General features: G+C 42.6%; 23 protein-coding genes and 1 pseudogene. 13 read left to right on the top strand and 11 right to left on the bottom strand.

The genetic code is table 11. The features are described 5' to 3' along the window. Nucleotides 1-525 precede the first annotated feature (525 nt). The 5 genes from IQO02_RS15745 (at nt 526) to IQO02_RS22475 (ending at nt 3,475) form a co-directional block, all read left to right on the top strand. Nucleotides 526-1,773 (top strand): RidA family protein, encoded by a 1,248-nt coding sequence (locus IQO02_RS15745; protein ID WP_016785330.1) that lies wholly within the window; start codon nt 526-528, stop codon nt 1,771-1,773. 232 nt (nt 1,774-2,005) lie between these two features. Then, a complete protein-coding gene (locus IQO02_RS15740) occupies nt 2,006-2,362 on the top strand; it encodes a hypothetical protein (protein WP_010430262.1) in 357 nt (118 codons plus the stop codon). A gap of 92 nt (nt 2,363-2,454) precedes the next feature. Next, the gene (locus tag IQO02_RS15735; RefSeq protein ID WP_010430259.1) at nt 2,455-2,604 is read left to right on the top strand and encodes a hypothetical protein; all 150 of its coding nucleotides are present in this window, start codon (nt 2,455-2,457) and stop codon (nt 2,602-2,604) included. 147 nt (nt 2,605-2,751) lie between these two features. Next, nucleotides 2,752-3,282 (top strand): GNAT family N-acetyltransferase, encoded by a 531-nt coding sequence (locus IQO02_RS15730; RefSeq protein ID WP_016768139.1) that lies wholly within the window; start codon nt 2,752-2,754, stop codon nt 3,280-3,282. After that, complete coding sequence (locus IQO02_RS22475) at nt 3,275-3,475, top strand: hypothetical protein (RefSeq protein ID WP_102337015.1); 201 nt, start codon at nt 3,275-3,277, stop codon at nt 3,473-3,475. The genes IQO02_RS15730 and IQO02_RS22475 overlap by 8 nt, the downstream gene beginning before the upstream one ends. Nucleotides 3,476-3,617: 142 nt before the next feature. Here the strand turns inward: IQO02_RS22475 and IQO02_RS15720 are convergent, their stop codons facing one another. After that, nucleotides 3,618-4,064 (bottom strand): DUF417 family protein, encoded by a 447-nt coding sequence (locus IQO02_RS15720; RefSeq protein WP_010430252.1) that lies wholly within the window; start codon nt 4,062-4,064, stop codon nt 3,618-3,620. Between the two features lie 159 nt (nt 4,065-4,223). Here IQO02_RS15720 and IQO02_RS15715 point away from each other — a divergent pair. Beyond that, nucleotides 4,224-4,406 (top strand): annotated as a pseudogene (locus IQO02_RS15715) (Rid family hydrolase); the annotation flags it as partial. Nucleotides 4,407-4,516: 110 nt separating this feature from the next. Here the strand turns inward: IQO02_RS15715 and IQO02_RS15710 are convergent. Next, nucleotides 4,517-6,103, bottom strand: coding sequence for a BCCT family transporter (locus IQO02_RS15710; protein WP_016785965.1), 1,587 nt, complete (start codon nt 6,101-6,103; stop codon nt 4,517-4,519). 449 nt (nt 6,104-6,552) lie between these two features. Here IQO02_RS15710 and IQO02_RS15705 point away from each other — a divergent pair, with 449 nt between their 5' ends. Further along, nucleotides 6,553-9,720, top strand: coding sequence for a chitinase C-terminal domain-containing protein (locus IQO02_RS15705; protein ID WP_016788609.1), 3,168 nt, complete (start codon nt 6,553-6,555; stop codon nt 9,718-9,720). Between the two features lie 296 nt (nt 9,721-10,016). Next, nucleotides 10,017-11,480, top strand: coding sequence for a sensor domain-containing diguanylate cyclase (locus IQO02_RS15700; protein ID WP_010430229.1), 1,464 nt, complete (start codon nt 10,017-10,019; stop codon nt 11,478-11,480). Between the two features lie 112 nt (nt 11,481-11,592). Here IQO02_RS15700 and IQO02_RS15695 read toward each other — a convergent pair whose 3' ends face one another. After that, nucleotides 11,593-11,847 carry a YgjV family protein gene (locus tag IQO02_RS15695; RefSeq protein ID WP_010430226.1) on the bottom strand — a complete coding sequence of 85 codons (255 nt, stop codon included), beginning with the start codon at nt 11,845-11,847 and terminating at the stop codon, nt 11,593-11,595. 268 nt (nt 11,848-12,115) lie between these two features. On the opposite strand from IQO02_RS15695, the gene IQO02_RS15690 reads away from it, so the two are divergent. The 3 genes from IQO02_RS15690 to IQO02_RS15680 all read left to right on the top strand — a co-directional run bounded on the left by IQO02_RS15690 (nt 12,116) and on the right by IQO02_RS15680 (nt 14,537). After that, nucleotides 12,116-12,712 (top strand): DUF4136 domain-containing protein, encoded by a 597-nt coding sequence (locus IQO02_RS15690; protein WP_010430224.1) that lies wholly within the window; start codon nt 12,116-12,118, stop codon nt 12,710-12,712. Between the two features lie 172 nt (nt 12,713-12,884). Further along, a complete protein-coding gene (locus IQO02_RS15685; RefSeq protein WP_010430221.1) occupies nt 12,885-14,069 on the top strand; it encodes a D-alanyl-D-alanine carboxypeptidase family protein in 1,185 nt (394 codons plus the stop codon). 174 nt (nt 14,070-14,243) lie between these two features. Beyond that, a complete protein-coding gene (locus IQO02_RS15680) occupies nt 14,244-14,537 on the top strand; it encodes a YkgJ family cysteine cluster protein (RefSeq protein WP_017076090.1) in 294 nt (97 codons plus the stop codon). Nucleotides 14,538-14,688: 151 nt separating this feature from the next. Here IQO02_RS15680 and IQO02_RS15675 read toward each other — a convergent pair whose 3' ends face one another. From IQO02_RS15675 to IQO02_RS15650, 6 genes are all read right to left on the bottom strand, one after another. Then, on the bottom strand, nt 14,689-16,365 hold the full coding sequence (locus tag IQO02_RS15675; RefSeq protein ID WP_010430211.1) for an RluA family pseudouridine synthase: 1,677 nt from the start codon (nt 16,363-16,365) through the stop codon (nt 14,689-14,691). A gap of 148 nt (nt 16,366-16,513) precedes the next feature. Continuing rightward, nucleotides 16,514-17,134 carry a glutathione S-transferase family protein gene (locus IQO02_RS15670; RefSeq protein WP_010430209.1) on the bottom strand — a complete coding sequence of 207 codons (621 nt, stop codon included), beginning with the start codon at nt 17,132-17,134 and terminating at the stop codon, nt 16,514-16,516. Between the two features lie 34 nt (nt 17,135-17,168). Continuing rightward, complete coding sequence (locus IQO02_RS15665) at nt 17,169-18,200, bottom strand: NADP-dependent oxidoreductase (protein WP_010430208.1); 1,032 nt, start codon at nt 18,198-18,200, stop codon at nt 17,169-17,171. Between the two features lie 180 nt (nt 18,201-18,380). Further along, on the bottom strand, nt 18,381-18,971 hold the full coding sequence (locus tag IQO02_RS15660; protein ID WP_010430206.1) for a TetR/AcrR family transcriptional regulator: 591 nt from the start codon (nt 18,969-18,971) through the stop codon (nt 18,381-18,383). A gap of 216 nt (nt 18,972-19,187) precedes the next feature. After that, nucleotides 19,188-19,661 carry an FKBP-type peptidyl-prolyl cis-trans isomerase gene (locus tag IQO02_RS15655; protein ID WP_016768133.1) on the bottom strand — a complete coding sequence of 158 codons (474 nt, stop codon included), beginning with the start codon at nt 19,659-19,661 and terminating at the stop codon, nt 19,188-19,190. 76 nt (nt 19,662-19,737) lie between these two features. Continuing rightward, nucleotides 19,738-20,364: a thioredoxin domain-containing protein gene (locus tag IQO02_RS15650; RefSeq protein ID WP_016785322.1), complete on the bottom strand. Its 627-nt coding sequence runs from the start codon at nt 20,362-20,364 to the stop codon at nt 19,738-19,740. Between the two features lie 269 nt (nt 20,365-20,633). Between IQO02_RS15650 and IQO02_RS15645 the strand changes: the two genes are divergently transcribed. Further along, the gene (locus IQO02_RS15645) at nt 20,634-21,269 is read left to right on the top strand and encodes an OmpA family protein (protein ID WP_016768131.1); all 636 of its coding nucleotides are present in this window, start codon (nt 20,634-20,636) and stop codon (nt 21,267-21,269) included. A 121-nt stretch (nt 21,270-21,390) separates the two neighbouring features. On the opposite strand, the gene IQO02_RS15640 is transcribed toward IQO02_RS15645, so the two are convergent. Continuing rightward, a complete protein-coding gene (locus IQO02_RS15640; protein ID WP_010430193.1) occupies nt 21,391-21,750 on the bottom strand; it encodes a glutaredoxin family protein in 360 nt (119 codons plus the stop codon). An 89-nt stretch (nt 21,751-21,839) separates the two neighbouring features. Further along, the gene (gene norR / locus IQO02_RS15635; RefSeq protein WP_016790299.1) at nt 21,840-23,432 is read right to left on the bottom strand and encodes a nitric oxide reductase transcriptional regulator NorR; all 1,593 of its coding nucleotides are present in this window, start codon (nt 23,430-23,432) and stop codon (nt 21,840-21,842) included. A 370-nt stretch (nt 23,433-23,802) separates the two neighbouring features. On the opposite strand from norR, the gene hmpA reads away from it, so the two are divergent. Beyond that, a complete protein-coding gene (gene hmpA, locus IQO02_RS15630; protein ID WP_065099900.1) occupies nt 23,803-24,999 on the top strand; it encodes an NO-inducible flavohemoprotein in 1,197 nt (398 codons plus the stop codon). The last annotated feature ends 349 nt before the right edge of the window (nt 25,000-25,348 follow it).

The raw sequence follows: 25,348 nt of genomic DNA, 5'->3' as shown, positions 1-25,348 counted from the left end.
CCCCTGAGTCTCACATTTGTTTAATTATATGAGTAAATGTATCTAATTATGGATATTGTCATCTTGTTGGTATTGGATTATCGAATATATTATTAATGTATTTACATAACAGTAGCCCTGTAAATAATTAGTTAACTAGCCTAAGAGTTTATGCACGTATATAAGATAGTTAGCGTGATAATTAATCTGATAAGAGCATTTTAGGACTATTAGTGTGAACAACTTATCAAATATAATCTAAATTGCGAAAAATATCCCTCGTTCTTTCTGAGATTGTATTCATGATTATTGAATGATTAGAAAATAAAGATAATCTAGCACTCGATAAAGCCCCTTATCATGGATAATTAGTCGTTTGATGACTAATTATTCTGTAACTTGCTGATTTATAGTCAACTGAGAGTCTGATGGATATCACGTTTACCCTCTAATAATTCACTTAACATGGCGCTACTTTAATCATTCTTTCTAATACGATTGTTCACTATAAATACGTATTCCTATATTATTTAAAGGATAATTCCTATGAGTAGCGATATCATTAAAATTTCAAGAAATACTGAAAACGCACCAACAAATTCTGTATCTACACAAACGGTCGCTTTTTCTCATTATAATAACTTTTCAGCTCAATTACCTGTTGACCCTAAAACAGGTGAAGTTGTGATTGGTGATATTAAAGACCAAGCAGCACAATGCTTAAATAATATTAAAGCCATTGTTGAAAGCATCGACCATGTTATGGATGATGTAGTGAAGGTTAATGTTTTCGTTAAGAATATTTCTGATATCGATGCTATCGATGAAGTTTACAAAAGCTTCTTTAACAACAGCATGCCTACACGTACCGTTGTCGGTGTAACTGCACTGCAAAACAGCGATGCACTAGTTCAAATGGATGCTTTGATTTCAAACGGTGAAGGCACTAAACCACAAGCACCTTGCGCACTAGTTAAGGTATCAAGAAATACAGATAATGCACCTCAGAGTGCTGTATCGACGCAGACAGCGGCTTTTTCTCACTACAACAACCTTTCGGCTCAATTGCCTATCGATGTAAATACAGGTGAGTTGGTTGATGGTGGTATCGAAGCGCAAACGTCACAATGTCTATCAAACATTAAAGCGATTCTAGAAAGCATCGGTCATGTCATGAGTGATGTGGTTAAAACGACTATATACGTAAAAAATATCGCAGATACGGAAGTGGTAAATGAAGTTTGTGCTAAATTCTTCCCAAGCTATGTTCCTGCTCGTACCGTTGTTAATGCAGCAGAATTACCAATGGGCGCTTTAATTCAAATTGATACATCCGTTTCACATGGCGATGGCACACCGCCACAACTGCCAGAAGACACTTGCTTACTGGTTATTGAAGCTAATAATACAGTTGATGCGCCATTCATGCCTTATTCTCACACCGTTGCTTTCTCTCACTACAATCATATTTCTGGTCAACTACCACTAGATCCGAAAACCAATGAAATAGTTTCAGGTGGCATAAAAGAGCAAGTTGAACAATGCCTTAAGAATATTAAGGCGATCATTGAAAGTGTTGACCATAGGATGGACGATACGGTGAAAATTAATATTCAGCTTAAAGATGTTTCAGATATTGATGTGGTAGACGAGATCTACACTACGTTCTTTAATGCTGACTTACCGGCAAGAACAGTGGTAGGGGTTTCAAAGATTCCTATGAATGCTTTAGTGCAAATAGATGCAGTCGTTTCTAACTGTGAAGGTACACCTCCACAAGACGTCCTCGCTTAGATCCATTGAACCCCTTCGATAAAAGCATTTAAATTCAGGCTCTAGTTCCTAACAAGGAACCAGAGCCGATTCTCTGATTAGTGGCCCCATTCCAAGAAATATCCCCTTCATTAAGCCTCTTAACACAAGTTACTCGAAGTAATACAACTAAGCTTATCCCAGAGATATGGTGTTTATAGAGTTGAAGTGTTTTAATATGAAAAACAGATGCTTAACGTAAGAAATTCAGTTTATGCAATTTAGAGTTATTTTAATGTTGTGCCTAGCTATTATGGGGTGTTCATCCAAGCAAGAGTTGGCACCTGACCCAACAACCATCACACTTTTTTATGGCGATAAATCGATCTCCGCGGGTGTGTTAGAAGACAAAACATTTAATTCTATACTTGCAGATAGAGTTGAAAGCGTGACTTTTTCAGGCTCAATATCAAAGCAAGACTCTGAGTTCTTGATTAATATGTTAGTGATTAGAGAAACGAAAGAGCCACGTTCAACACGGCAATTGAATACCACGCTCCTTATGAAACCGGGAGGATTAGTGGATGTTGGCGGTGTAAATAACGATGTGTTCAAGGTAATCCTCGAGTAACAAAAAAAGTGTTCAATTAATCTGATTTTTTGCTTTACCTCAACCTAACTTCAAGTCTTAAGCTTCTCTTAGCCATTTAAAAGGAGCTTATTATGCAAAATAATTACGTAAAAGAACTTGCCGTTAAGACTTACCAAGAAGAAATAGCTAGAGAGAGTATGAAAGCTAAAGTCCAGTCATTTCACGCACCGAGTTTTTTCGGTGGTGTGTTGTTTTCGGTTATTTTAGTTGGACTGTTTTGATAAGTTAATCCTTATAATCTTTGATTCAGTATTAACTCTCATCATTCCAACTCACCTGAACTCTCACGGCATAATCTCTTAGGTTCGATTGTGATTTTAGTATCAGTGTTTAAAATGGCTTGTTAGATAAGCGATAGAGTATTGATTATGGATGTATTTTTACACTTACTTCACCCAAGCGATGTCAGTGCTTTATTGGAGTTTGAAGTCGAAAATAGAGAGTGGTTTGAGCAATTTGTTCCAGCACGGGAAGACCGTTTCTATTCCAATGCGGGTGCTGCCGAGCAAGTCATGAGCTTTCTAACTGAATACGATAATGGCGAGATGATTCCTATGTTGGTCAAAGACGCTAATGGCACTATATGTGGGCGAATCAACGTTCGTGATATCGACCAGAACGCTGAAAGTGGAGAACTAGGTTATCGAGTGGGGCACGCATTTGGTTCTAAAGGTATTGCGTCTAACGCGGTGAGGAAGTTACTTATCTACTTGGCCGAGCAATCCTCCCTTAAATATGTTGATGCCTATGCGCTAGTAGGTAATGTCGGTTCGAATAAAATTTTATCCAAGGCCGGTTTTGACTTAGTTGCGCATGTAGAGAATTACGTAGTATTTAAAGGGCAAAACCAAGACGCCAATCATTATCGTAAGGCTATATCTTCTTCAGTGAATGTTTGATATTTATTATTTGTTCTATCATCAAAGAGATAATAAATTTAGACAAGATGCGCTCACATCAATTGTTGTGCGAATCAATACAAAGATCATCGTAGATAAACCAGACGAGCATGCTGTTAAGTTTTGGAAAGGGGTTATTAGTGACTACACCTCAGGTAACTACGTAGAAGATCAATATCAGGGCGAAAAATAGGGCTTGGTGACAAGACAGGGCTTTAGTCACGATGCTAGTACAGAGTAAAACTTTATACATTAGAAGCTGGCAGTGTCCTTCTAGCCAGCTTCGAGCCTTTTTATTTCAAGGTTTAATGTTACGGCCACTTATAGATTTACGGTTACTTCTGAGATTTGTTACGTTCGATTACGCTAATAGCGATCGCTAAAAACAGGATGTCTTTCACTAGGAAGAAATTAGTAACTAAGATGCCATCCGATACTTTCCAAGTATTTGGCGTTGTAATTAGGAAGCTCAGTGTTACGGCAAAGATAGCCGCTGCTGCGATGCCAGAATAAAAGGCCACTCTAGAGTTAATGAATCCTACGATTAACCCAACAGCCACGATAATTTCTGCACCACCAACCATATTTGAAACCGCTTGTACTGAGAATAGGCTGTAGAGCCAGTTCAGCGCAGGGTGATTAGCGATAAGGGGTTCAATGAGCATAGCTTCGGTTGGGGTAAATTTGTAGATACCAATCCAAGTTAACACCAATGCGACACCAATCACGCCAAGGTTATATCCCCAATTACTCTGTTTTAAATCATAGGTTTGAACATGCATAAAAATACTCCATTTAATAAAATCCTTGAATATGACCGTACAAGTAAAAATTTAATTTCGCTGTGATGATGATAATTAGTGAATTTATCTAGGTAGCTTATACATGTCCCTTTATCGTCTCGATTATTATGGAAAGAAAGTGATGTTGTGCGTAACGTAATTCAGTCAGTGATTGTTTATCTGGCTGATTTCACTAACTTTTATGTATTTAATGAAGTATGGAATTCATGGTTCCCTGAAGGTTGTGCACCAAGCCGTGCATGTGCAAAAGCAGAACTCGCAAATCCTGAGCTATTGGTTGAAAAGTCGTTCATGGCTGCTGCGGGTGAAAAGTTTCAATAAGCGGAATTCGTTAATACAAGTAACAAACCGATAAAACAAAGCCACTCAGGTGAATCACTTGAGTGGCTTTTTCGTTTTAAACGCTACCCGAAACTAAATCGGACTAGGCATTAAGCGAGACCTTGATCTCTGGCCATCTGTTTCGCGATCTTCGGTGCGTGCCATAAGCATGGCAGTAAGATAAACGATACCGGAACGGCTGTGATCACAATGAACGACTGTAGAGCGGAGATACCGCCAGAACCCATTGAGATAAGCGCAATTGCTACTGCACCCATGATGATACCCCAGAAGGTACGTACGGCTGCATTTGGTTCTGTAGTGCCTGTCATTACCACACTGATGGTGTAAGTCATCGAGTCACCTGTTGTCACGATGAACGTGGTCGTCAGGATAAGGAACAGAATCGCAATCAAAGTAGGGAACGGCAGTTGAGCGGTAATTGCCAGTAGCACAGCAGGAAGGTTGAAGCCTTCGAACGCGCTAGAAATTACGCCTGGGTTCTCTAATTCAAACGCTAGACCACTACCACCAACGATACTGAACCAAAAACACGTTACTAGCGGTGCAACGATGCTGATAGAAACGATCATTTGGCGAATCGTACGGCCACGTGAGATACGAGCAATGAAAATTGCCATCATCGGACCATAGCCTAAGAACCAACCCCAGAAGAATACCGTCCAGCCACCTAACCACGCTGTATCTTGGCGGTAGAGTGCCATTGGGATGAAGTTATCCACCATTTCGCCCATACCTTGTAGATAGCCATCAATGATAAAGCTCGTTGGGCCTACTAGCAGAATGTAGCCGATTAGGCACACTGATAAGATGATGTTGTAACGGCTAACCAGTTGGATGCCTTTGTTCACGCCGCTCAAAGCAGAAAGCGTGTACATTGCGATAGCAAAGATAATAACGATACTTTGAGTTGCAAAGCTGTCGGAAATGCCAAACAGTTCGCTCAGGGCGTAACTGATTTGTAGGCCAAGGAAACCAATAGGGCCGATAGTACCTGCGGCTACAGCCACAATGCTGCATGCGTCGACTACGTTACCAACCCAGCTGTTAATCGCTTTGTCGCCAAGGACAGGGTAAAGAAGAGTACGGGGCTTAAGAGGGAGGCCTTTATCGTAATGCAGATGCATTAGTACGATAGAAGATAAGCCACCTAAGATGGCCCATGCAAGGAAACCCCAGTGCATGAAAGATTGTGATAGAGCGTTGAACGCCATCGCTTGAGGATCAGCATTGCCATAAAGTGGCGGTGCTGAAACAAAGTGAGCAATTGGCTCTGCGGCTGCCCAGAACACACCACCGCCGGCTAGCAGCGTACATAAGACGATAGACATCCATTTAAAAGTGGTCATTTCAGGCAAGGCAAGCGTTCCTAAACGAACGTGGCCTGTACGTCCTAGTGCTAGCACTAAGCCGATAATGAAATTGAGAAGTAGAAGGACTTGCCAGAAAGCACCGAACCACTTGGTAGAGTAGTTGAAGCCGATGTTAACAAGTTCGGACAACACGGAGGTGTTGGTGAAGGCGAGTACGACAAAGAGGGTTAAAAAACTGCCACTAAGCCAGAAGACTGGGTTTCCGAGTTCCAGTTTTTCACCCAAAGATTGAGCTTTATTGAAATCGATAGAAGTAGATTCTGCGTTGATGTTTTCGTTGGCGACTTGCGTCAAGTTGGACATTATTTCTCCGCTAAATTTGGCTCTTTTAAGCCTATGTATTTCTCTCACACTTGCATAGTAATGTGAGGTTCGTCAAAAAAGCCGCAGATACTAACACATTTGTTACCAAAAAGTGGGCGAATTCATAAAAGAAGCTTGAATCGACTGTAAATCTCTACTTTTTGGCTAGTTTTAACGCGAGTTTTGTCTTGAATCCAGATCACATTCCCGATTTTAGATACGTTATTTTTAGCTTTCCGAAATAAATTAATATTAGTTGTTGGTGCAAAATAAGTGTCGAGTCATTGCATGCATACAGCAAATTAATGCGAGTCATTTTATAAATAAAGAATATTTTAGGTGTTTAATTTACGTTGTTACCTACAGTTGTTTTGCGAAGAGATTTAAGTGGTAAGTAAAGCCCCATTTAAATTAAACATCTTGAAACAACAACTTAAGGGATAGCTAACATGCACCTAAACCAAGGAAGAGTGGCCAAGACGGTTTTTACACTCAGTACTCTCACCGCGTCATGCTTGATGGCGTTCAACAGTTATGCGGCTGTTGATTGTTCAACGTTAGAAACGTGGGACTCTGCCACGGTATACACCGGTGGTGATCAGGTTTCACATGACGGCAGCGCGTACTCAGCAAATTACTGGAATCAAAACAACAACCCAAGCCAATTTGAAGGTGACTATGCACAGTGGAAAAAGCTAGATGTGTGTAGCGGGGATGGAGGCGGTGGTACACCAAATGAAGCACCAACGGCTTCGTTAACAGCACCAACGGCATCAGATGTAATTGTTGAAGGCGACAATGTCGTATTAAGCGCAACAGCACTCGATGCTGATGGCAGTGTTGCTTCCGTGGAATTCTTTGTCGATGGTGCTTCGGTCGCGGTTGTGACATCGGCACCATTCGAAGCAGCTTGGTCTGCAACGTCTGGCAACCATCAAGTTTCAGTTGTTGCAACGGACAATGAAGGCGCAGCGAGTGTTGCAAGCGCGGTTTCTGTATCTGTTGATTCAGCACAGCCAGGGAATGAAGCGCCGACAGTTTCGGTTGCGCTTTCAGCAGCTTCGGTCGATGTTGGTGGTGTAGTAACGCTTACCGCAACAGCAGCAGACAGCGATGGCACGGTTGACAAAGTAGATTTCTATGTGGCAGGCGCTCTTATTGGCACAGCTGCAACTAACCCTTACACGCTTGATTACACAACCACTCAAGCGGGTTCTTTAGCGGTTTACGTAAAAGCGACTGACAATCAAGGCGCAACGACAGATTCAGCGCTGGCTTCTTTGACGGTGAATGGCACACCAACGGTGAGCACTTGTCGACCTGATGGCTTATATCAAACCCAAGGTGTCGATGTTCCTTACTGTACTATTTACGATGATGAAGGCCGTGAGAAAATGGGCGCGGATCACCCACGTCGTGTGATTGGTTACTTCACCAGCTGGCGTGCAGGGGACGACCCACAAGCTGCTTACCTAGTAAATGACATCCCTTGGGAACAACTCACACACATTAACTACGCTTTCGTGAGCATTGGCTCAGATGGCAAAGTAAACGTGGGTGATGTGAACGATCCGAACAACGCAGCGGTTGGTAAAGAGTGGCCGGGCGTTGAAGTTGATCCTAACTTAGGCTTCAAAGGCCACTTCGGTGCATTAGCGACCGCTAAGAAAAAACACGATGTTAAGACTTTAATCTCAATCGGTGGCTGGGCGGAAACGGGTGGTCACTTCGCCACTGACGGTAGCCGAGTGGCTGATGGTGGTTTCTACACCATGACGACAAATGCTGACGGCTCTATCAACCATCAAGGTATAGAAACATTCGCAACTTCAGCGGTTGAAATGCTTCGTAAGTACCAGTTCGATGGTCTGGATATCGATTACGAATACCCAACTTCTATGGCGGGTGCCGGTAATCCGTACGACAAAGACTTCATGGAGCCGCGTCGTCAATACCTGTGGGCTTCGTACCAAGTGTTGATGAAAGTGTTGCGTGAGAAGCTTGATGTGGCGTCTGCTGAAGATGGCAATCACTACATGTTAACGATCGCGGCTCCTTCTTCTGGTTACCTGCTGCGCGGTATGGAAACATTCGATGTAACCAAATACCTCGATTACGTAAACATCATGTCTTATGACCTTCACGGTGCGTGGAACGATCACGTAGGTCATAACGCTGCGTTGTTTGATACAGGTAAAGACTCAGAGTTAGCACAGTGGAACGTTTACGGTACTGCGGCTTACGGTGGTATCGGTTACCTGAACACCGATTGGGCTTACCATTACTTCCGTGGCTCTATGCCAGCAGGTCGTATTAACATCGGTGTGCCTTATTACACTCGTGGCTGGCAAGGTGTGACAGGTGGCGAAAATGGTCTTTGGGGTCGAGCTGCCCTACCAAACCAAGCTGAATGTTCAGCAGGCACCGGTGAAGGTGAGAAGAACAACTGTGGTCATGGCGCTATTGGTATCGATAACATGTGGCACGATACCGATCCGAAAGGCAACGAAATGGGCGCGGGCTCTAACCCAATGTGGCACGCTAAGAACCTAGAGAAAGGTATTTGGGGTTCTTACGCTGAGGCTTACAAGCTTGATCCTGTAAATGATCCGTCGGATGTTTTAGCAGGTACTTACACGCGTAACTATGACAGCGTGGCGGTTGCTCCTTGGTTGTGGAATGCAGAGAAGGGCGTATTCCTTTCAACGGAAGATAAACAGTCTATTGATGTGAAAGCAGACTACGTTATCGACAAAGAGATCGGCGGTATCATGTTCTGGGAACTAGCAGGTGATTATAACTGTTATGTACTCGATGCGAGTGGCAACCGAACTTCAATCGATACGACAGAACAAGCGTGTAACAGCGGTAACGGTGAGTTCCACATGGGTAATACAATGACGAAAGCTATCTACGATAAGTTTAAGTCTGCGACTCCATACGGAAACAAAGTGGCGACTGGTGCTATCCCGACAGAAGCGTTAGATATTACGGTTTCAGTTGGTGGCTTCAAAGTCGGTGACCAAAACTACCCAATCAATCCTAAGATCACGTTTACAAACAACACAGGGCAAGCACTTCCTGGCGGTACCGAGTTTCAATTCGATATTCCAGTATCGGCGCCTGACAATGCAAAAGATCAATCTGGTGGTGGTTTAACTGTGATTGCTTCGGGTCATACTCGTGCGGATAACATTGGTGGATTAGATGGAACCATGCATCGAGTAGCGTTTACTTTGCCGACTTGGGAAGAACTTCCTGCAGGTGGTGTGTATGAGCTAGATATGGTGTATTACCTGCCAATCTCGGGCCCTGCTAACTATGCTGTGAGCGTGAACGGAGTCGATTATGCCTTTAGCTTTGAGCAACCAGACTTACCACTCGGTGATATTAGTTCTGGTGGAGGCAACCCTGGTGATGGCGGCACTAGTCCTGGTACTTGTGATACGGCAGGTATAGTCGTTTATCCTGATTTACCTCAGAACGATTGGGCGGGTAACTCAAGCCATGCAAATACAGGTGACCAAGTGGTGTACAACGGTAGTATTTACCAAGCAAATTGGTGGACAAGTTCTGAACCGGGTAGCGATGGCAGTTGGACTAAAGTTTGTTCGTAAGACAATGGTAAGAACGCAATAATTGATAATTGATAATTGATAATTGATAATTGATAATTGATAATAGATATGAATGTATTATCCCAAATTATCAATGTATTAGCTTATTCTAAAAGTAAAATTAAAACGCCGCACTGAATCCAGTTCGGCGTTTTTGCTATAAGTCACAGATTGCGTATAGAAAGCCTTAAAAATAGCGACGTTCGTTCAGTAAAACTGACAAATATGATATAAAACAGTCTGCTTATATGGAAATTAGTAACGTTACCTAAAATTAGAAAATTATGGGGTAATCTTTGACAGTCAGACGTAAATACATTCTTAGTTTTTCAATTGTTCTGGCTGTTGTTTCTTTGATTCTTTCAGCTCTGCAATTTAACCGAACTAACGAATCACTATCAGAATCCAACCAATTTTTCTTTCGTACAATTGTGAACGCGAGTTACGATATTGTAGACACCACAGTTAACGAAGCAATAAAGACCTATCTAACGGGTGTGACCGACACGGTGACATCTCACATGCTGCTTGTCAGCCCTGAGCAACAAGTCCAAGAAGTAAAAAAAATTGCTAATGAATTGACCATCGGAGAGTCGGGTTACATTTATTTGATGTCACCACAAGGTATCCACCTATACCATCCATTCCTTGAAGGTAAAAGTCGTGCACATTTAACGCATATTCGACAGCAACTGAGCGTAGAGTCAGGAATGTCACAGTATTACCACGCCAATCCACACGAGGTAAACCCACGCGCGAAAGTGGCATACTCCGTTAGGCTACCTGGAGGTAATGTCTTAGTTGCAACGACTTATAAAGATGAGTTGATGTATTTGGTTGATCTTGAAGCGCTAAAAGACAAGCTAAGAAAATACTCTTACGGTGATAGTGGTTACGTTTATATTGTTGATTTAGAGGGTGAATTAGTTCTCCAACCTAGCTTTGAGCATGAGCAGTTAAAGGCGTTAATCAATTACTCTTCAGAGTTGCTTATTGATAAAGTAATGATTAATCCAGAGGGGCATTTCAGTTACTCAATATCTAGAGACAACGGTACAACCAGTAAGAATATTTTCTATAAGTTTTACCCGTATTTGAATTGGGTTATTTCAGCTGGTGTCCTGGAGCAAGAGCTAAACAAAAATCATAGGTTACTGCTTGTCAGCTTAATGGCACTTGTGGTCAGTTTGCTCAGTATTATCGCGGTTTTAGTGCTTTATTTACGCCATCGCCATTTACAGATCTTAAATGTCGCGAGCCTTGACTACCTGACAGGAATTCACAGCCGGGGCAGCTTTATTGAACAGGTAAAGCTAAAAATAACAGATTGTTCGCCTTACCCTTTGCAAGGTGTCGGGGTTATCCTGTTGGATATTGACTATTTTAAGTTGGTTAATGACCAATATGGGCATGCAGAAGGCGATAAAGTGATCTGCGCAGTTGCCCAAACCTTAAAGTATTTTGTAAATAATGAACGCCTGATTGCTCGATATGGCGGCGAAGAGTTTATTTTGGTGACCTTTGACTGCGATGAGCGTCAGTTATATGAACTGTCTGAAGCAATTAGACATAGCGTAGAGCAAACCCAAGGCTTGGTGTCGCCAGTGACGATCAGTGCCGGGTGTTGTTATGCTCAAGTGCTATTTCATATCGAAGGTACGATAGATAAAGCCGACCAAGCACTTTATCAAGCGAAGGAGAGCGGTCGTAATAATTGTCAGGTATATCGAGAAAACGAATACCGCATCGCTTATTCATGAAGCTTTAGAGAACGAAAGACATAAAAAAGCCCAAACTGTGCTTCTGCCTTTTTTAGTACGAGAAGAACGGTTTGGGCTTTTTCAGAATTACTTGAAAGTGTTAGTCGCTAATCTAAGCTTTCGCTGCTTTCATCGCTTCCGTTTTTTTTTCCTTTTGCATTTTTGCAAGGAAGTAGATGTTTACACAAGCGATGAAGCCATTGGTTGCAACAACCGGCCATGCATCAATCATAACGCCGTATGCTGTAAAGAGAGTACAGCCAATAAAGTTAAGGACACGCAGACGAACGATGTCTTTCATTGTTAATGAAATTGCGACCATAATAGACGCAGCGTAACCTAAAATTTCAACCATATTGAATTCCATTGTTTGACCCTCTTAAATTTGCCGATACTTTGTCGGTACCAATTCTTCTCTTCATGAGATGATTGAGGAAGCTCCGTGCCTCGAATGGTCTGGTTATGTTTAACGGGGTAGACTATACCAAGTCCTTTTTTGTGATTAAACCCCCAAAACTGGCAGAAGTGAAGGTTAGCGATTACGCAAACGTTTAATGCACTATCTCTTAATATAATTACTGTTTATGTTGGAGCTTGAATTGATATTTACTCTTATATAGGTAAGGAAGCCACGAATGATAAAACGATCTATTTGTGCAATAAAGGGCATAAAGAAAGCAGCATTGTTGGCTTTGATTACAATTGGGCTTGTAGCTTGTACAACGCAAGAAATACCACCCACTCATAGCTATGGTGTGGTCACGAGTGGAGACTTCGATTTCATGAAACATGGTGTCGTAACGTACTCATGGCATCCTGAATCAGAGAAAGTCTACCTGTCTAAGAAATACGACAAGACGATGGTTACCGACCTAGTACGTGATGTAATTCGAGATCAATTAGCAGCGAAAGGCTATCAGTTGAGGCAAGATGGCGGTGTTGGCGACGTTGTTGTCGGTTTTGGTTTAGCTGAGGAGTCAGTACTTAATGACGACTCTATTTTCAATGCTATTAAGCTCTCAACGGGGGTACCATTTTATGACGGCGATGGAAAACTAGCAGAGAAAGGATCTCTCTATGTTGTCTTTTTCGTCCCTAACTCTGAAGTTGTACAATGGCAGGCGTTGGCTCAATCTGGAATTCAATCTGACTTAGAGCTAAATGAAAGTAAACAGCGTATAACAGGCTTTATTGAGATGCTATTTAGACACATGCCACAACGTTCAAACTAAACATTAAATACATTCACTGAGTCAATATTACTTGTTTAAAAAATGGACAGATCGCAGATTATACTTTTTTATTTGTAACTAAAGGTACATTTGCGTAAAGCAACGTAAAGTTCGCGCTTCTTTTGCTAGCATTTGTCTATACTGGTCAAAACGTTAACTTAGGTTTGATTCAATGAAACTGTTTTCCAAATACTCTCTTCCTCTATTAAGTATATTCATTGTAAGTAACGCAGCGATGGTTAGTAATGCAGCTGTGGCAGCACCTTCTATAGTACCAAGCCCACCTAGTTTAGGTGCAAAAGGGTATGTGTTAATTGATTTTAATTCTGGTGATGTGCTGGTAGAAAAAAATGCGCACACTAAGTTAAATCCAGCGAGCTTGACCAAACTGATGACCAGTTATGTGGCTGGACAAGAGATGAAACGAGGTAACATCTCTGCTGACGATCAAGTACGAATCAGCGAAAACGCGTGGGCGAAGAACTTCCCGGACTCTTCAAAAATGTTCATTGAAGTGAACACCGATGTCGCAATGATGGACTTATACCGTGGTTTGATTATTCAATCGGGCAACGATGCTAGTGTTGCAATCGCAGAACATGTAGCAGGTTCACAAGACGCTTTTGTTGATCTAATGAACTCTTGGGCTACGTCTTTAAAGCTAGAAAATACCCACTTTGCTAATGCACATGGTTTAGACGCAGACGATCTTTACTCAACGCCTTACGATATCGCGCTTTTAGGCCGCGCTATTATACGGGATCTGCCAGATGTGTATGGCTTATATAGCGAGCGCTCGTTCAGTTATAACGGCATTACACAGCATAACCGGAATGGTTTGCTTCGTGATAGAAGCTTAACTGTTGATGGCATGAAAACGGGCTATACGTCTGGTGCTGGCTATAGTTTAGCAAGTTCTGCTACGCAAGGTGAGATGAGACTGATCGCTGTCGTGATGGGCGCATCAAGTGTTAAGAGTCGTGAGTCAGACAGCAAACAGTTATTGAGCTATGGCTTTCGTTTCTTCGACACGCTAAATCCGCATAAAGGTGGCGATCAAGTTGCTGAAGAGAAAGTGTGGTTTGGTGAGCAAGACACATTGAAGCTAGGTGTTGCAGAAGATACATTTATTACTTTGCCTAAGTCAGACAGTAAAAAACTGACTGCATCTATCGAGCTCAACTCTGAACTGAAAGCTCCAATTACAGAAGGCCAAACCTTGGGTGTAGTTCATTACACCGTTGATGGTGAAGATGTGCAAACTCAACCGTTGATCGCACTTGAAGCGGTTGAACAAGGCGGTATCTTCAAGCGAATTATGGATTACATTAAGCTGTTTTTTGCGGGTTTGTTCTAGGTAGAACAAATGGCAATCCGTTCGTGATGAAAGCTGAAATGTTTTGGGCGTTGTGAGTGAATCACAGGGCCCATTGTTGTTTATACACCGATGAAAGCACCGTCTTCGCTATCTTTATTAGCCGTGGCGGTCGGTTTCGATTACTATACGCAAAATTTAGCAATGTAGTCACTTATGACCATAGAGATAAAGAACGTAACTGAACCCGAAGTCACATGTGCCAATTGTCAGGCATGCTGTTGTCGCTTAGAGGTTATGATTATCACAGATACGGGCGTTCCTGAAGAGCATATTGCTTATGACGAATGGGGCGGTGAAACCATGCTGAGATTAGACGATGGCTGGTGTTCTGCAGTAGATAGAGAAACTCTGATGTGTACTATTTACGAAAATAGGCCTTGGATCTGTCGCGAATTCGAAATGGGCTCATACGAATGTGTGGAGCAACGCACAGATGTGATGGGCTAGACGCCTACAGTGTTAAAGTTAGCCGTGCAAGTACGTTACTAAGCTGCGATAAGCACATTAAAAAATCAAATTTCAGGGTTTTATATCTTAAGCAGATGTAGAACCCTGAATTGTTTTAACGGCACAAAGGGTAAGAGTAACAATTGGTCATCTAGAATTCTGACGGTACTTCAAACTCCATCCATTCTCCGGTTGTTGGGTGAATCAACTTTAGGTAGCCAGCGTGTAAGTGTAAGCGCTCGCGTTTGTATCCGTATAAGTCATCACCGCGAATCGGTAAACCAAGGCCTAATGGATGAGCACAATGCACCCTAAGCTGATGGGTACGCCCTGTCTTGGGGTATAGGTGAACCTTAGTTTTACCATTGTTGCTACTGACCGCTTCCCAATAGGTTTCTGCATTTCGGCCATGCTTATGGCAAACCAGCTGTCTTGGTCTGTCTGTAATGTCACCACGCAACGGCAGGCTGATATCGCCAGATTTACCGTCTATTTCACCCTCTAAAAGAGCTGTGTATCGTTTCACTACGGTTCTATCGATAAATTGCTTCTGGATGTGTTTATTGGATTCGGCTGTAAGCGCCAAAATTAATAAGCCAGAGGTCGACATGTCCAGTCTATGGATGATCAAAGGGCCTGTCGCATTTGGGTAACGCGCCTTGATGCGTGTATAAATTGAGTCTTCGATAAACTTTCCAGGAACCGAGAGAAATTCGTCAGGTTTATTTACCACCACGATCTCTTTGTCTTCATAAACAATATCGAAAGATTTGCCGATTGCAGGGTTAACGATCAAAGGGTTATCTTCCAATTCAATACCGATAAGTTGATGGTCTAGAATCTCGAAGCTTTTGCTTTGGCAAACAGGGTATAGATTACCGTGTTGGCGAATTTGAGATTTTGGTGGTTGCCCCCACCAAAACTCAGACAACGCCAAAGGTTTTAGACCGCATTCAAACGCAAAGTTGAGCAACTTAGGTAGACAACAATCTCCCGAGCCCTCAAGAGCATCTTTACCGTCTAATAATTCTAGCAAGCTCTTGGATTGCTTGGCTTGATTGATAAAGTGATAGTGCGATAAACGTTGAGTTTCCAATTGTGCCGAGATGACTTGGTAACCTTGCTTACGATTTTTCAGTTCACTTTCTATCGCATCAACTTGCGATTGTCGTTCTGCAATCTTCTGTTTCCATTCTATACGAAGTCCTTTTAAGTCTCGCTTTTCTTGGCTACTTTGGTTACCTAATTGCTTGAGTAGGTTCGATGCTAACTCTTGATTCCCTAATGCCTTTTCGTGATTGGCTTGCTCTCTGAGTTCGTTGCGCTGAGCTTTATTTGCGGCCATGGCTAACTGAAAGGACTCGATAGCTTGTGCTGATTCGACTTTTAACTCTTCAAGCTCTACCAATAATGTGTCCAGGTTGTGCGACTGTTGTAGCTTCTTAATGTCATTCTCTAGTTGCAACTGCAGAGCGAGGTTTGCACTATTTTGAGATTGAAACTTTTCTGAATCGAAGGCTGGTGGAACAAAGTTAATGTTGTTTAACTGATAGATCAAAGCCGGATCTAACTGCAAGCCTGAAAACGCAGAAAGGTAGCCCAACTCTTGCGTGGTTGGATTCTGAACAAGCAGCACTGCGTAGAGATTACCTTGCGAGGTTTCATTGACACCACAGTCCGTAAGCGACTGTTGAAGCTGCAGCATAGCTAATTCACACGTAGGGTGCGGGGTATAGTAATACGGAAACGTAAAGCGAGTCGGTAGCGCTAAATCTACATTCGAATTTACTAGGTGCAGAGGTGTGTATTGAGTGAGGTTTGCTGACATTAAGATCAAACTCTATGGCTGTTCAGTTAGAGTTCGATATTGTGGTCGAAATGAAGACAAATGAGAAGCCAAAGCCGAAGATAAATCGGCTTTGGCTTCATTAGTTTTTGTGTTTACCCTAAGGAGGCATACAATGAGTTAAACTCGATCAGTTCGAGTGTTCTAACTCCACTTGTTCTGCTTTTTGGTAAGCTGGGTGGCTAGTTAAAAGCTCACCGTATTTAGCGATATTCGGGTAGAGCGCCGTTGCTCCAAAGTTCCCTACGATTTCAACGATGAACGACATCATGAAATCAGCACCAGTGAGTGTTTCTGCAACTAGGTAGGTTTTACCTTCCAGTGCATTATTCACATAGGTTAGGATTTTTTGGCTTTCAGCATCTGCGTAACCGCTTAGGAAGTTGGTCTCGGCGCCGTCTTTCATCACAAAGATCTTAAGTAACATTGGTAAAATGCCTGAGCTTTCAGCGAAGTGAAGCCACTGCGAGTACTCTACGTATTCTGCTGTACCGCGTATTGGTGCGAACTTACCCTGGCCGTATTTGTCGATTAGGTATTCGGTGATAGCGCCAGATTCAGTGATCACGACGCCATCGTCTTCAATGACTGGAGATTTACCCAACGGATGAACTGACTTCAATTCTGGTGGTGCTAGAAACGTGACACTGTCTCGTTGGTATGGTTTGATTTGGTAATCAACACCAAGCTCTTCCAATAACCAGATGATACGCTTCGAACGTGATTTGTTTAGGTGATGTAAAGTAATCATTATTCTGCCTATTTTGCTGCTTCAGCTGATTGAGTTATTTAGGTTCGTTCGTTTTGATAACAAGCTTGCCGAAGTTCTGACCTTCTAATAAGCCCATGAAAGCTTGTGGTGCTTCGTCTAAGCCTTCAATTAGGTGTTCACGGTACTGCATTTTTCCTTGTGACAACCATTCTGTCATTTGTACGGCGAACTCGTTGTAACGATGCGCGTAGTCATCAAAGATAATGAAGCCTTGCATCTTAATACGCTTAACCAGTAGGGTACCAACAAGACTAGACATGCGATCTGGGCCTTCAGGAAGCGAAGTCGCGTTGTATTGAGAAATAAGACCACAAACAGGAATACGAGCACCGGTGTTAAGTAATGGCATTACTGCATCGAAAACTTTGCCGCCTACGTTTTCAAAATATACATCGATCCCGTTGTCACACGCTTTAGCCAACTGATCAGCGAAGTCGTCGGCTTTGTGGTCGATACATTCATCAAAGCCAAGAACCTCTTTAGCGTACTGACACTTCTCTTGACCACCAGCAACACCGACAACACGACAGCCTTTTAGCTTACCGATTTGTCCAACGGTTGCGCCTACTGGACCCGTTGCTGCAGCTACAACCAGCGTATCGCCTTTCTTCGGTTGGCCAATATCTAATAAACCCATGTAAGCCGTAAAACCAGGCATGCCCATGATGCCAAGCGCGTAAGAAGGGTGCGTTGGCTCTTTACCTAGTTTGATTAGGCCTTCACCGTTAGAAACCCCGAGATCTTGCCAACCGGTATAAGCCAATACCCATTCGCCGATTTCAAAATCGCTGTTATTCGACTCTTCAACCTGACACACGGTTGCACCGACCATCACGTCGTCAATTGCAACTGGATCAGCGTAAGATTTAGCGTCGCTCATTCGGCCACGCATGTATGGGTCTAGAGAAAGGTACACTGAGCGAAGTAACATTTCGCCATCTTTAATTGCTGGTGCGGCTACTGTCTCTAAGCGAAAGTTTTCTTGAGTAGGTGCGCCAACTGGGCGAGAAGCCAATACGATGCGGCGATTGTCTTGTTGAGTCATTGGATGTCCTTAATTTTGATTATGTTCATTTAGAATTAGACCAGTCGTCTAGTCTTGTCGTCTAAAAATCCCGCCATCACCAAATTGATAAGAGGGCGGGTAATTTTTTATCAATAGCGATTAATACTGTGTATTTTTGTGTGATAACACACCTAGTGACCTGCATTTAGGTCTCAGTATTTAGTCGTTACCTTGTAAAACTTGCTTGGTCAGTCTCAGTGCCGATTCTAAGCTATGTGAGCTTTGACTTAACTTGCTTAGCAAACTTGCACCCAACCACATCGAGTAAAGGTTTTGAGCGGCATCTTGGCTGTTATTAACTTTAATAGAGCCGTCTTCAACACCACCAACAACGCAATTCTCAATCGTATGGGTGACTTTTCCAGCTCCTTTATGTAGAGCTTGGCGCATAGGATCAGAAAGATCAGACACTTCTGCACTGAGTTTAACCACTAAGCACTTATGAGCGTTGCAGGTACCATTTTCAATTTTTGTCCACAGCGAAAAGTAACTGATGATTCGTTGAAAATGATTACCTTCGCCATGCACTAAGATCGATTCAATTTTAGTTATGTAATTTTCAAAATAGTGTTGAATCAATGCTTCGCCAAACTGCTCTTTCGATTTAAAGTAGTGGTAAAACGAACCTTTCGGAACATCCGCTTCTTTGAGCAATTGCGATAAACCAACGCCATTAAAGCCGTTGTTCACTATTAATTGATATCCCACATTCAAAATATGCAGGCGAGTATCGTTCGTTTTTTCGTTCATGGACGTTACTATAATTTAAATTAGACCAGTCGTCTAGTGGTTGGTTTTTTCTGCATTGTGAAATCTTCATAACGTCTAAGGTAGCGTGCTCTTGAAGATTTTAACTTGTCGATTCAAGCGTGCACTATACGGTAAGCGGATAAATACAAAAAAGCCCCGACATATCTAGCATGTTGGGGCTTAAATCAACGAGATTGTTGCTTGATTACTATTCGGTTATTTAATGGCAATTAGCTCAACATCAAAAATTAAAGTCGATGAAGGTGGGATAGGACCTGAGCCGCCTTTCCCGTAAGCTAATTTACTCGGGATAAATAGACGAACTTTTTGACCTTCAACCATGTAAGTCAAACCTTCTTGCCAACCTTTGATTACTTGCTTAAGAGCAAATGAAATAGGCTCGCCACGCTCAACAGAACTGTCGAAGACAGTGCCATCTATAAGTGTTCCGTGGTAATGAACCGTTACTTTACTGTTCTTAGTTGGATGCTCAGTACCAGTGCCTTCTTCAAGTACAAGATATTGAAGACCGCTTTCAGTTGTAACCACACCGTCTTTGGCGCCGTTTTCGATGAGGAACTGTTGACCTTGCTTGATATTTTCTTCGCCAGATTTATGGTTCATCCAAGTGCGGTAGATCATGAAGCCAGCCAAAATAAAGACAATGACCGGGATGATAAATTTAGACATAGTAAAACCTATTTATAGTTAATGCTGAGTTTCGTAGTTAATGCAGAGGGTGTTAATTAATTGACTACCGCTGTGACTATGGTTGAGTCAAAAGGAAGTTAATCGTTTTTGCGATCCCAGTAACATCTTGGTGACCGGCAGTCAGTACTTGATATTTGCCGTTGATGATAAACGTTGGTACTGAGTTGATTTGACCTTTTACTGAGACTTCTTCTGCTTTCTTAACGTATTCAAAAAGCGCAACCTGTTGCTCTTTATTCAGCTGGTATGGACTAACCAAACCACGAGAAGTAAATGCTGTTTCTAAAGCTTGTTGGCGTTGTTCAGGAGTCGCATCTGCACCCATTTGAACCGCACCGAATAGATCATCCATGAAAGCGTGGTCAGGCGTTGCGTCAAGCTGCATTACCGCTGTGTAGTAGATCATCGCGCTGATTTGAGCACTTTCGTTGAAAGTCACATGAACTTTGCCAATCTTTTGGTCTGTCAGTGATTCAATCTCTGGAATTGCACTTTCCATTTGACGGCAATGACCACAATTAAGAGAGAAGATTTCAGTGATCGGAGATAAGTTAAATTCAGTCAGAGCCGCTGGAAGTGCTTCGTATTGAACACCTTGTTGTGGCTCATCTGTTTCACTACAGCCCGCGATAACAAGCACGGCAGCGAGTGCTGTAATGAATTTAGTAAGTGGTTTAAACATAATGTTTGCTCTAGCGTTGAGAAGTCGTGAGATTCTAACTATTTAGTAAGAATTGGAAAACAATTATAAGGTAAATAAATGCAAACAGTTCGAACTAGCGGGTGATGACAGGCTAGTTGACGGTTAACTGTGATCAAAAGCACTTTTTTTGGATGTGTTTTTTTCGTCTAAAGTTTTTGTCTAAAGTTTTTTTCTTGGTGCCGATATAGACATTAGTGAATGGTTTATCTGCATGAGTGGTTGGTGAAGTAATGAGATATTTAGCGATAATGTTAAGCATAGCTTTGGCAGGGTGTGAAACGACGTTACCAACGGGTATGTTAGGTGGCGATCTGCTAGAAACCGCGCCACAAACTGATTACGACTTGATGCATCCTGAATGGGGTGTGGTTCAAACGACATCTTTAGCGAGTAATCGTGGTTATGCGATCCAAAACAACGCTCGTCAACAAACCACTATCACAACCAACTATGGTCGCGGCGTATCAACCAATGATCCGCTAGAAGTTTTCCTTAGACAAAACCGTATCGATTTTGAAGTTCTGCCGGGTAACCATGTGATGGTAAAGCTTGAACAGCATGTGAACTTTAAAACAGGCTCAGCATTTCCTGAACCTGCTTACAACCAATGGTTAGACACATTAGGTAGCTACCTTTCTCAACGCCAAGATATCGATGTTGTGATTGAAGGGCACACCGATAACACGGGCACAGATCGAATCAATGATCCTCTGTCAGAGCAGCGCGCAAAAGAAGTGAAAGCTCGATTGGAAAGTCACTACGTTTCAAGCCGCTCAATCTATACCCGTGGCTTTGGCGAGTATGTACCAGCATGTACTAATGCTTCAGCACAAGGCAAAGCGTGTAACCGCCGTGTCGAGTTAATGTTGATTGTGGCAAAGTAATCTTTTGAGCTGTCGCTACTCAATTGGTTTGATTTGTCTCGACTAGGCTTAAATAACAGAAATAAAAAATCCTTCACATTCGAGGGATTTTTTGTATCTGACTTTCGCTATGCTTGTGAGCTTATGCGAATTGTTTTTCTAAGTAAGAGACGATGTCTGAAGACTCGTACATCCACTCAGTTTTGCCGTCTTTCTCAATACGTAGGCAAGGCACTTTCACTCGACCGCCGCCAGCTTCTAGCTCTGCACGGTGTTGTTCATTGTTTTTTGCATCGCGAAGTTCAAACTGAACCGATTGACGTTTCATCGCGCGGCGCACTTTTACGCAAAATGGGCACGCTTCGAACTGGTATAACGTGTGCGTTTTTGCTTGCTCATTCACTTTGCTTTGCTCTTCTTGAGAACGTTTCACACCACGAGGGCTGAAAACAAAATTCAATAGCAAGATGACACGACCTAAAAACCAACGGATAAACTTCATAACTCTCTCTACATATTTAAAATTAGCGTTACAATTTGCAGCATTATATACACAAGTTTTGTCAGATGCTCGCAACAAACCGCTAATATCTATTTTGTCCGTTCGATCGTGTGAGACTTAGCCACATTTAGTCCTAAACGCTTAGAAAGCCGAGTTAGGTTTGCACGGTCTGTTTTTAGAACTCGTCCCGCTTGTGCCCAGTTAAAATTGGCATCTTCTAACACTTCAGTAATGATGCTGCGTTGGAAATCGTCTGTTGCACCACGTAAACCGGCTGAAAGATCGATGGTTGGTGTTGATAAAGGCGTATTCTTTACTTGTGTTGTCGCGATAGGCTGATCTTGGTCTAGAGGCCCACAGTCTTCTTTTGTAATCGTAACTAGGTTTTTATTTGTGCTGCGCGCCAGTGCTTTAAGTGCTGAACGGCTGATAACGTGTTCAAGCTCACGAACGTTACCTGGCCAACCGTAACGGTTTAGGAATACCAGAACATCAGAACGGAACTTAACTTGGTTGATACCAAGCTTACGACGCGCTTGTTCTAAGAAAAAACCCGCTAGCAAGCTGATGTCGTCATCACGATCTTTTAGAGCAGGCACCGCGATAGGGTACACGCTCAAACGATGGTATAAATCGGCTCTGAATCGGCCGTCTTCAACTTCTTGCTTTAAGTCTCGGTTGGTTGCAGCCAGAACACGAACATCGATGGTTTGGATGTTGTCTTGGCCAACAGGTTGGATCTCGTTGTTTTGCAGTGCTCGCAGCAGCTTGCTTTGCGCGGCCAATGGTAATTCACCAATTTCATCAAGAAACAGGGTGCCGCCATCTGCTAAAGCAAATTTGCCCAAACGGTTTTTATCTGCGCCGGTAAAGGCGCCACGAACGTGACCAAACAATTCACTCTCAACCAAGTTTTCAGGGATCGCAGCACAGTTAACATAAACTAGTGGTTTACGTTTGCGCTGTGATTGATGGTGCAGGGTGCGAGCTACTAATTCTTTACCCACCCCCGTATCACCGTGAATCAGGATGTTGAATTCAGACGGTGCAACAACTGCGATGTCGTTCTTAAGCGCGACCATGGTGTCACTGTTACCAATTAACTCGCCGCCATCACGTTCCCATGACTCGACATTCAACTCTTCCAGTAACTGTTTTGACTGTTTCGCTTGATGTTCAAGTTGCGAGAAGGTTAGTGCCATTTGCATGGATGACGCCGCAATAGCAGCCAGTACTTCGAGGTTGCGAGCAGGGATGTTAGCGAAGACATCAGGTTTTAGGCTGTCTAGAGTTAGAACCCCTAATAACTTGTCGCCAAATAGCAAAGGTAGGCCCATGCAAGCGTGCATTGGCAGATCGCCATCATGGTCTATCAGCAGACCATCGAAAGGATCGGGTAGGGAACTGTCGGCATCGAAACGAACAGGAGAGCGAGACGCGCAGATTTCTTCAAAACGCGGATGTTCTGAAATGATAAAGCGACGACCGAATGTATCTCGACTAAGCCCTTGCATTGCAATAGGGACTAAAGTGTCGCCTTGAAGGCTTAAAAGCGCGACACAATCACACGTTATGGTTTTACGAATGGCATCGATAAGGCGATTAAAACGATCTTGATCGTTCACACCACTCGCGAGGCCAATGGTCATTTCCATGAGGGTAGATGCGGAGATATCTTGCATAAAAAACTCTAACTGTGTGTGTTTATCTACATAATAGAGTCTTATAGACTTAAAAAAAAGGTCTTTTTGACATTTTTATAAGATGAATTTTGAGAATGAAACCAGTAATGACGGGGATTGATAAACTTGGCACTGATTGTGCAATGACAGTCGTGGAATACGTATTATAACGCTGATTGAAAAGACTATTCTTGATCTCAATCAATCAGGCTGCATTAATCGGGTTCCTCGATTTTTTGAAACAAAAGTGAGTCAAAATAACTCGGTTTCTAAAAATAACTAACGTTTCAGAAAATCGATAAGTCATTCTTAAATTTTCAGTAGTCAAAATGACATATAGGTCATAAGGCTCAGTGTTCGGAGTAAATTCATGCTTAACAATGCACATATCGAAATCATCAAATCTACTATTCCTCTACTTGAGAGTGCAGGCCCTGCTTTAACTCAGCATTTTTATCAACGTATGTTCACGCATAACCCTGAGTTGAAAGATATCTTCAATATGACTCACCAAAGAACAGGTCGCCAAGGCGTAGCACTGTTTGAAGCTATCGCGGCTTATGCAAAGAACATTGAAAACCTAGCAGCGCTTACAACAGCGGTTGAACGTATTGCGCAGAAGCACACCAGTTTTAACATTCAACCAGAGCATTACCAAATTGTTGGTTTACACCTGATTGAAACATTACGTGAATTAGCTGCTGACGCATTTACTCCAGAAGTTGAAGAAGCATGGACAGCCGCTTACCTATTCTTAGCGCAAGTATTCATCGATCGTGAAGCTGAACTTTACTTGCAGCGTAAGCAAGCTGTAGGTGGCTGGGAAGCAGCACGTGCGTTTGTGATTGCAGATAAGATTGAAGAATCAGCACTTGTAACAAGCTTTATCCTTCAGCCAAAAGATGGCGGTGAAGTTTTAGACTACACACCAGGTCAATACATCGGTATCGAAGTGAAACCTGAAGGTTCTCAATACAGCGAGATTCGTCAATACTCACTGTCTGATAGGCCAAACGGAAAATACTACCGTATCTCTGTGAAGCGTGAAGGCCAAGGTCTAGAAACGCAAGGTGTGGTGTCCAACCACCTACACGACACGGTTGCTGTTGGTGATGAAGTTAGCCTTTACGCGCCAGCTGGTGACTTCATTTATCAAGAACGCAGCAAACCGGTAACGCTTATCTCTGCAGGTGTTGGTGTTACGCCAATGCAGTCCATGCTTGAGTTCCTAAACACTAAAGAGAAAAACGAGCCAGTACTCTACCTTCACGCTTGTGAGAATGTAGATCAGCACTCGTTCACTACTCGCGTAAAAGACATTGTTGCCGACAAAGGTTGGGAAGCGAAAACGTGGTACATGAACAAAGACGAGTCTGCATGTGAAAACACACATCAAGGTCAAATGGATCTAGCATCTATCTCTGACACTAAAGGCTTTGAAGAGAGCGATTTCTACATCTGTGGCCCTGTTGGCTTCATGAAGAATATCGTAGAACAGTTAGATGCACTTAAAGTAGACCGCTCTCGCGTCCACTACGAAGTTTTTGGCCCTCACGCTAACTTCTAATCGTTCTCGCCTGATCTACTAACACTCGCCTGAACTATTAACACCTTGCCTATTCAAAGGCCTCACATTGTGAGGCCTTTTTTACATGTATGTACTTTTCTTATTTTACATTTTCTGTATCGCTAAATTACGCCGTCTACTTAGCTTAAATCCCCCCGTTAAAAAAGCGGTCGTTAATCGAACGCCTATTTCCGACCCTGTTATAACCTCTCACATAAATATTTTTCTCTCTCAGGGATAACTAGAAAACTTGCATTATCGTATGAAACGAATTTATTTCATTTGATAACGTGGTTCTATATGTTCTGAACGTGTAATTAACGTTTGCTAAAAGTGTTAATTTTGCTGA

Origin of the sequence: Vibrio sp. OPT24, assembly GCF_015163545.1 — a bacterium.
Classification (GTDB): Bacteria; Pseudomonadota; Gammaproteobacteria; order Enterobacterales; family Vibrionaceae; genus Vibrio; species Vibrio cyclitrophicus.
The sequence above is the reverse complement of the archived record's forward strand: the minus strand, read 5'-3'. Positions and strand labels throughout refer to the sequence as shown.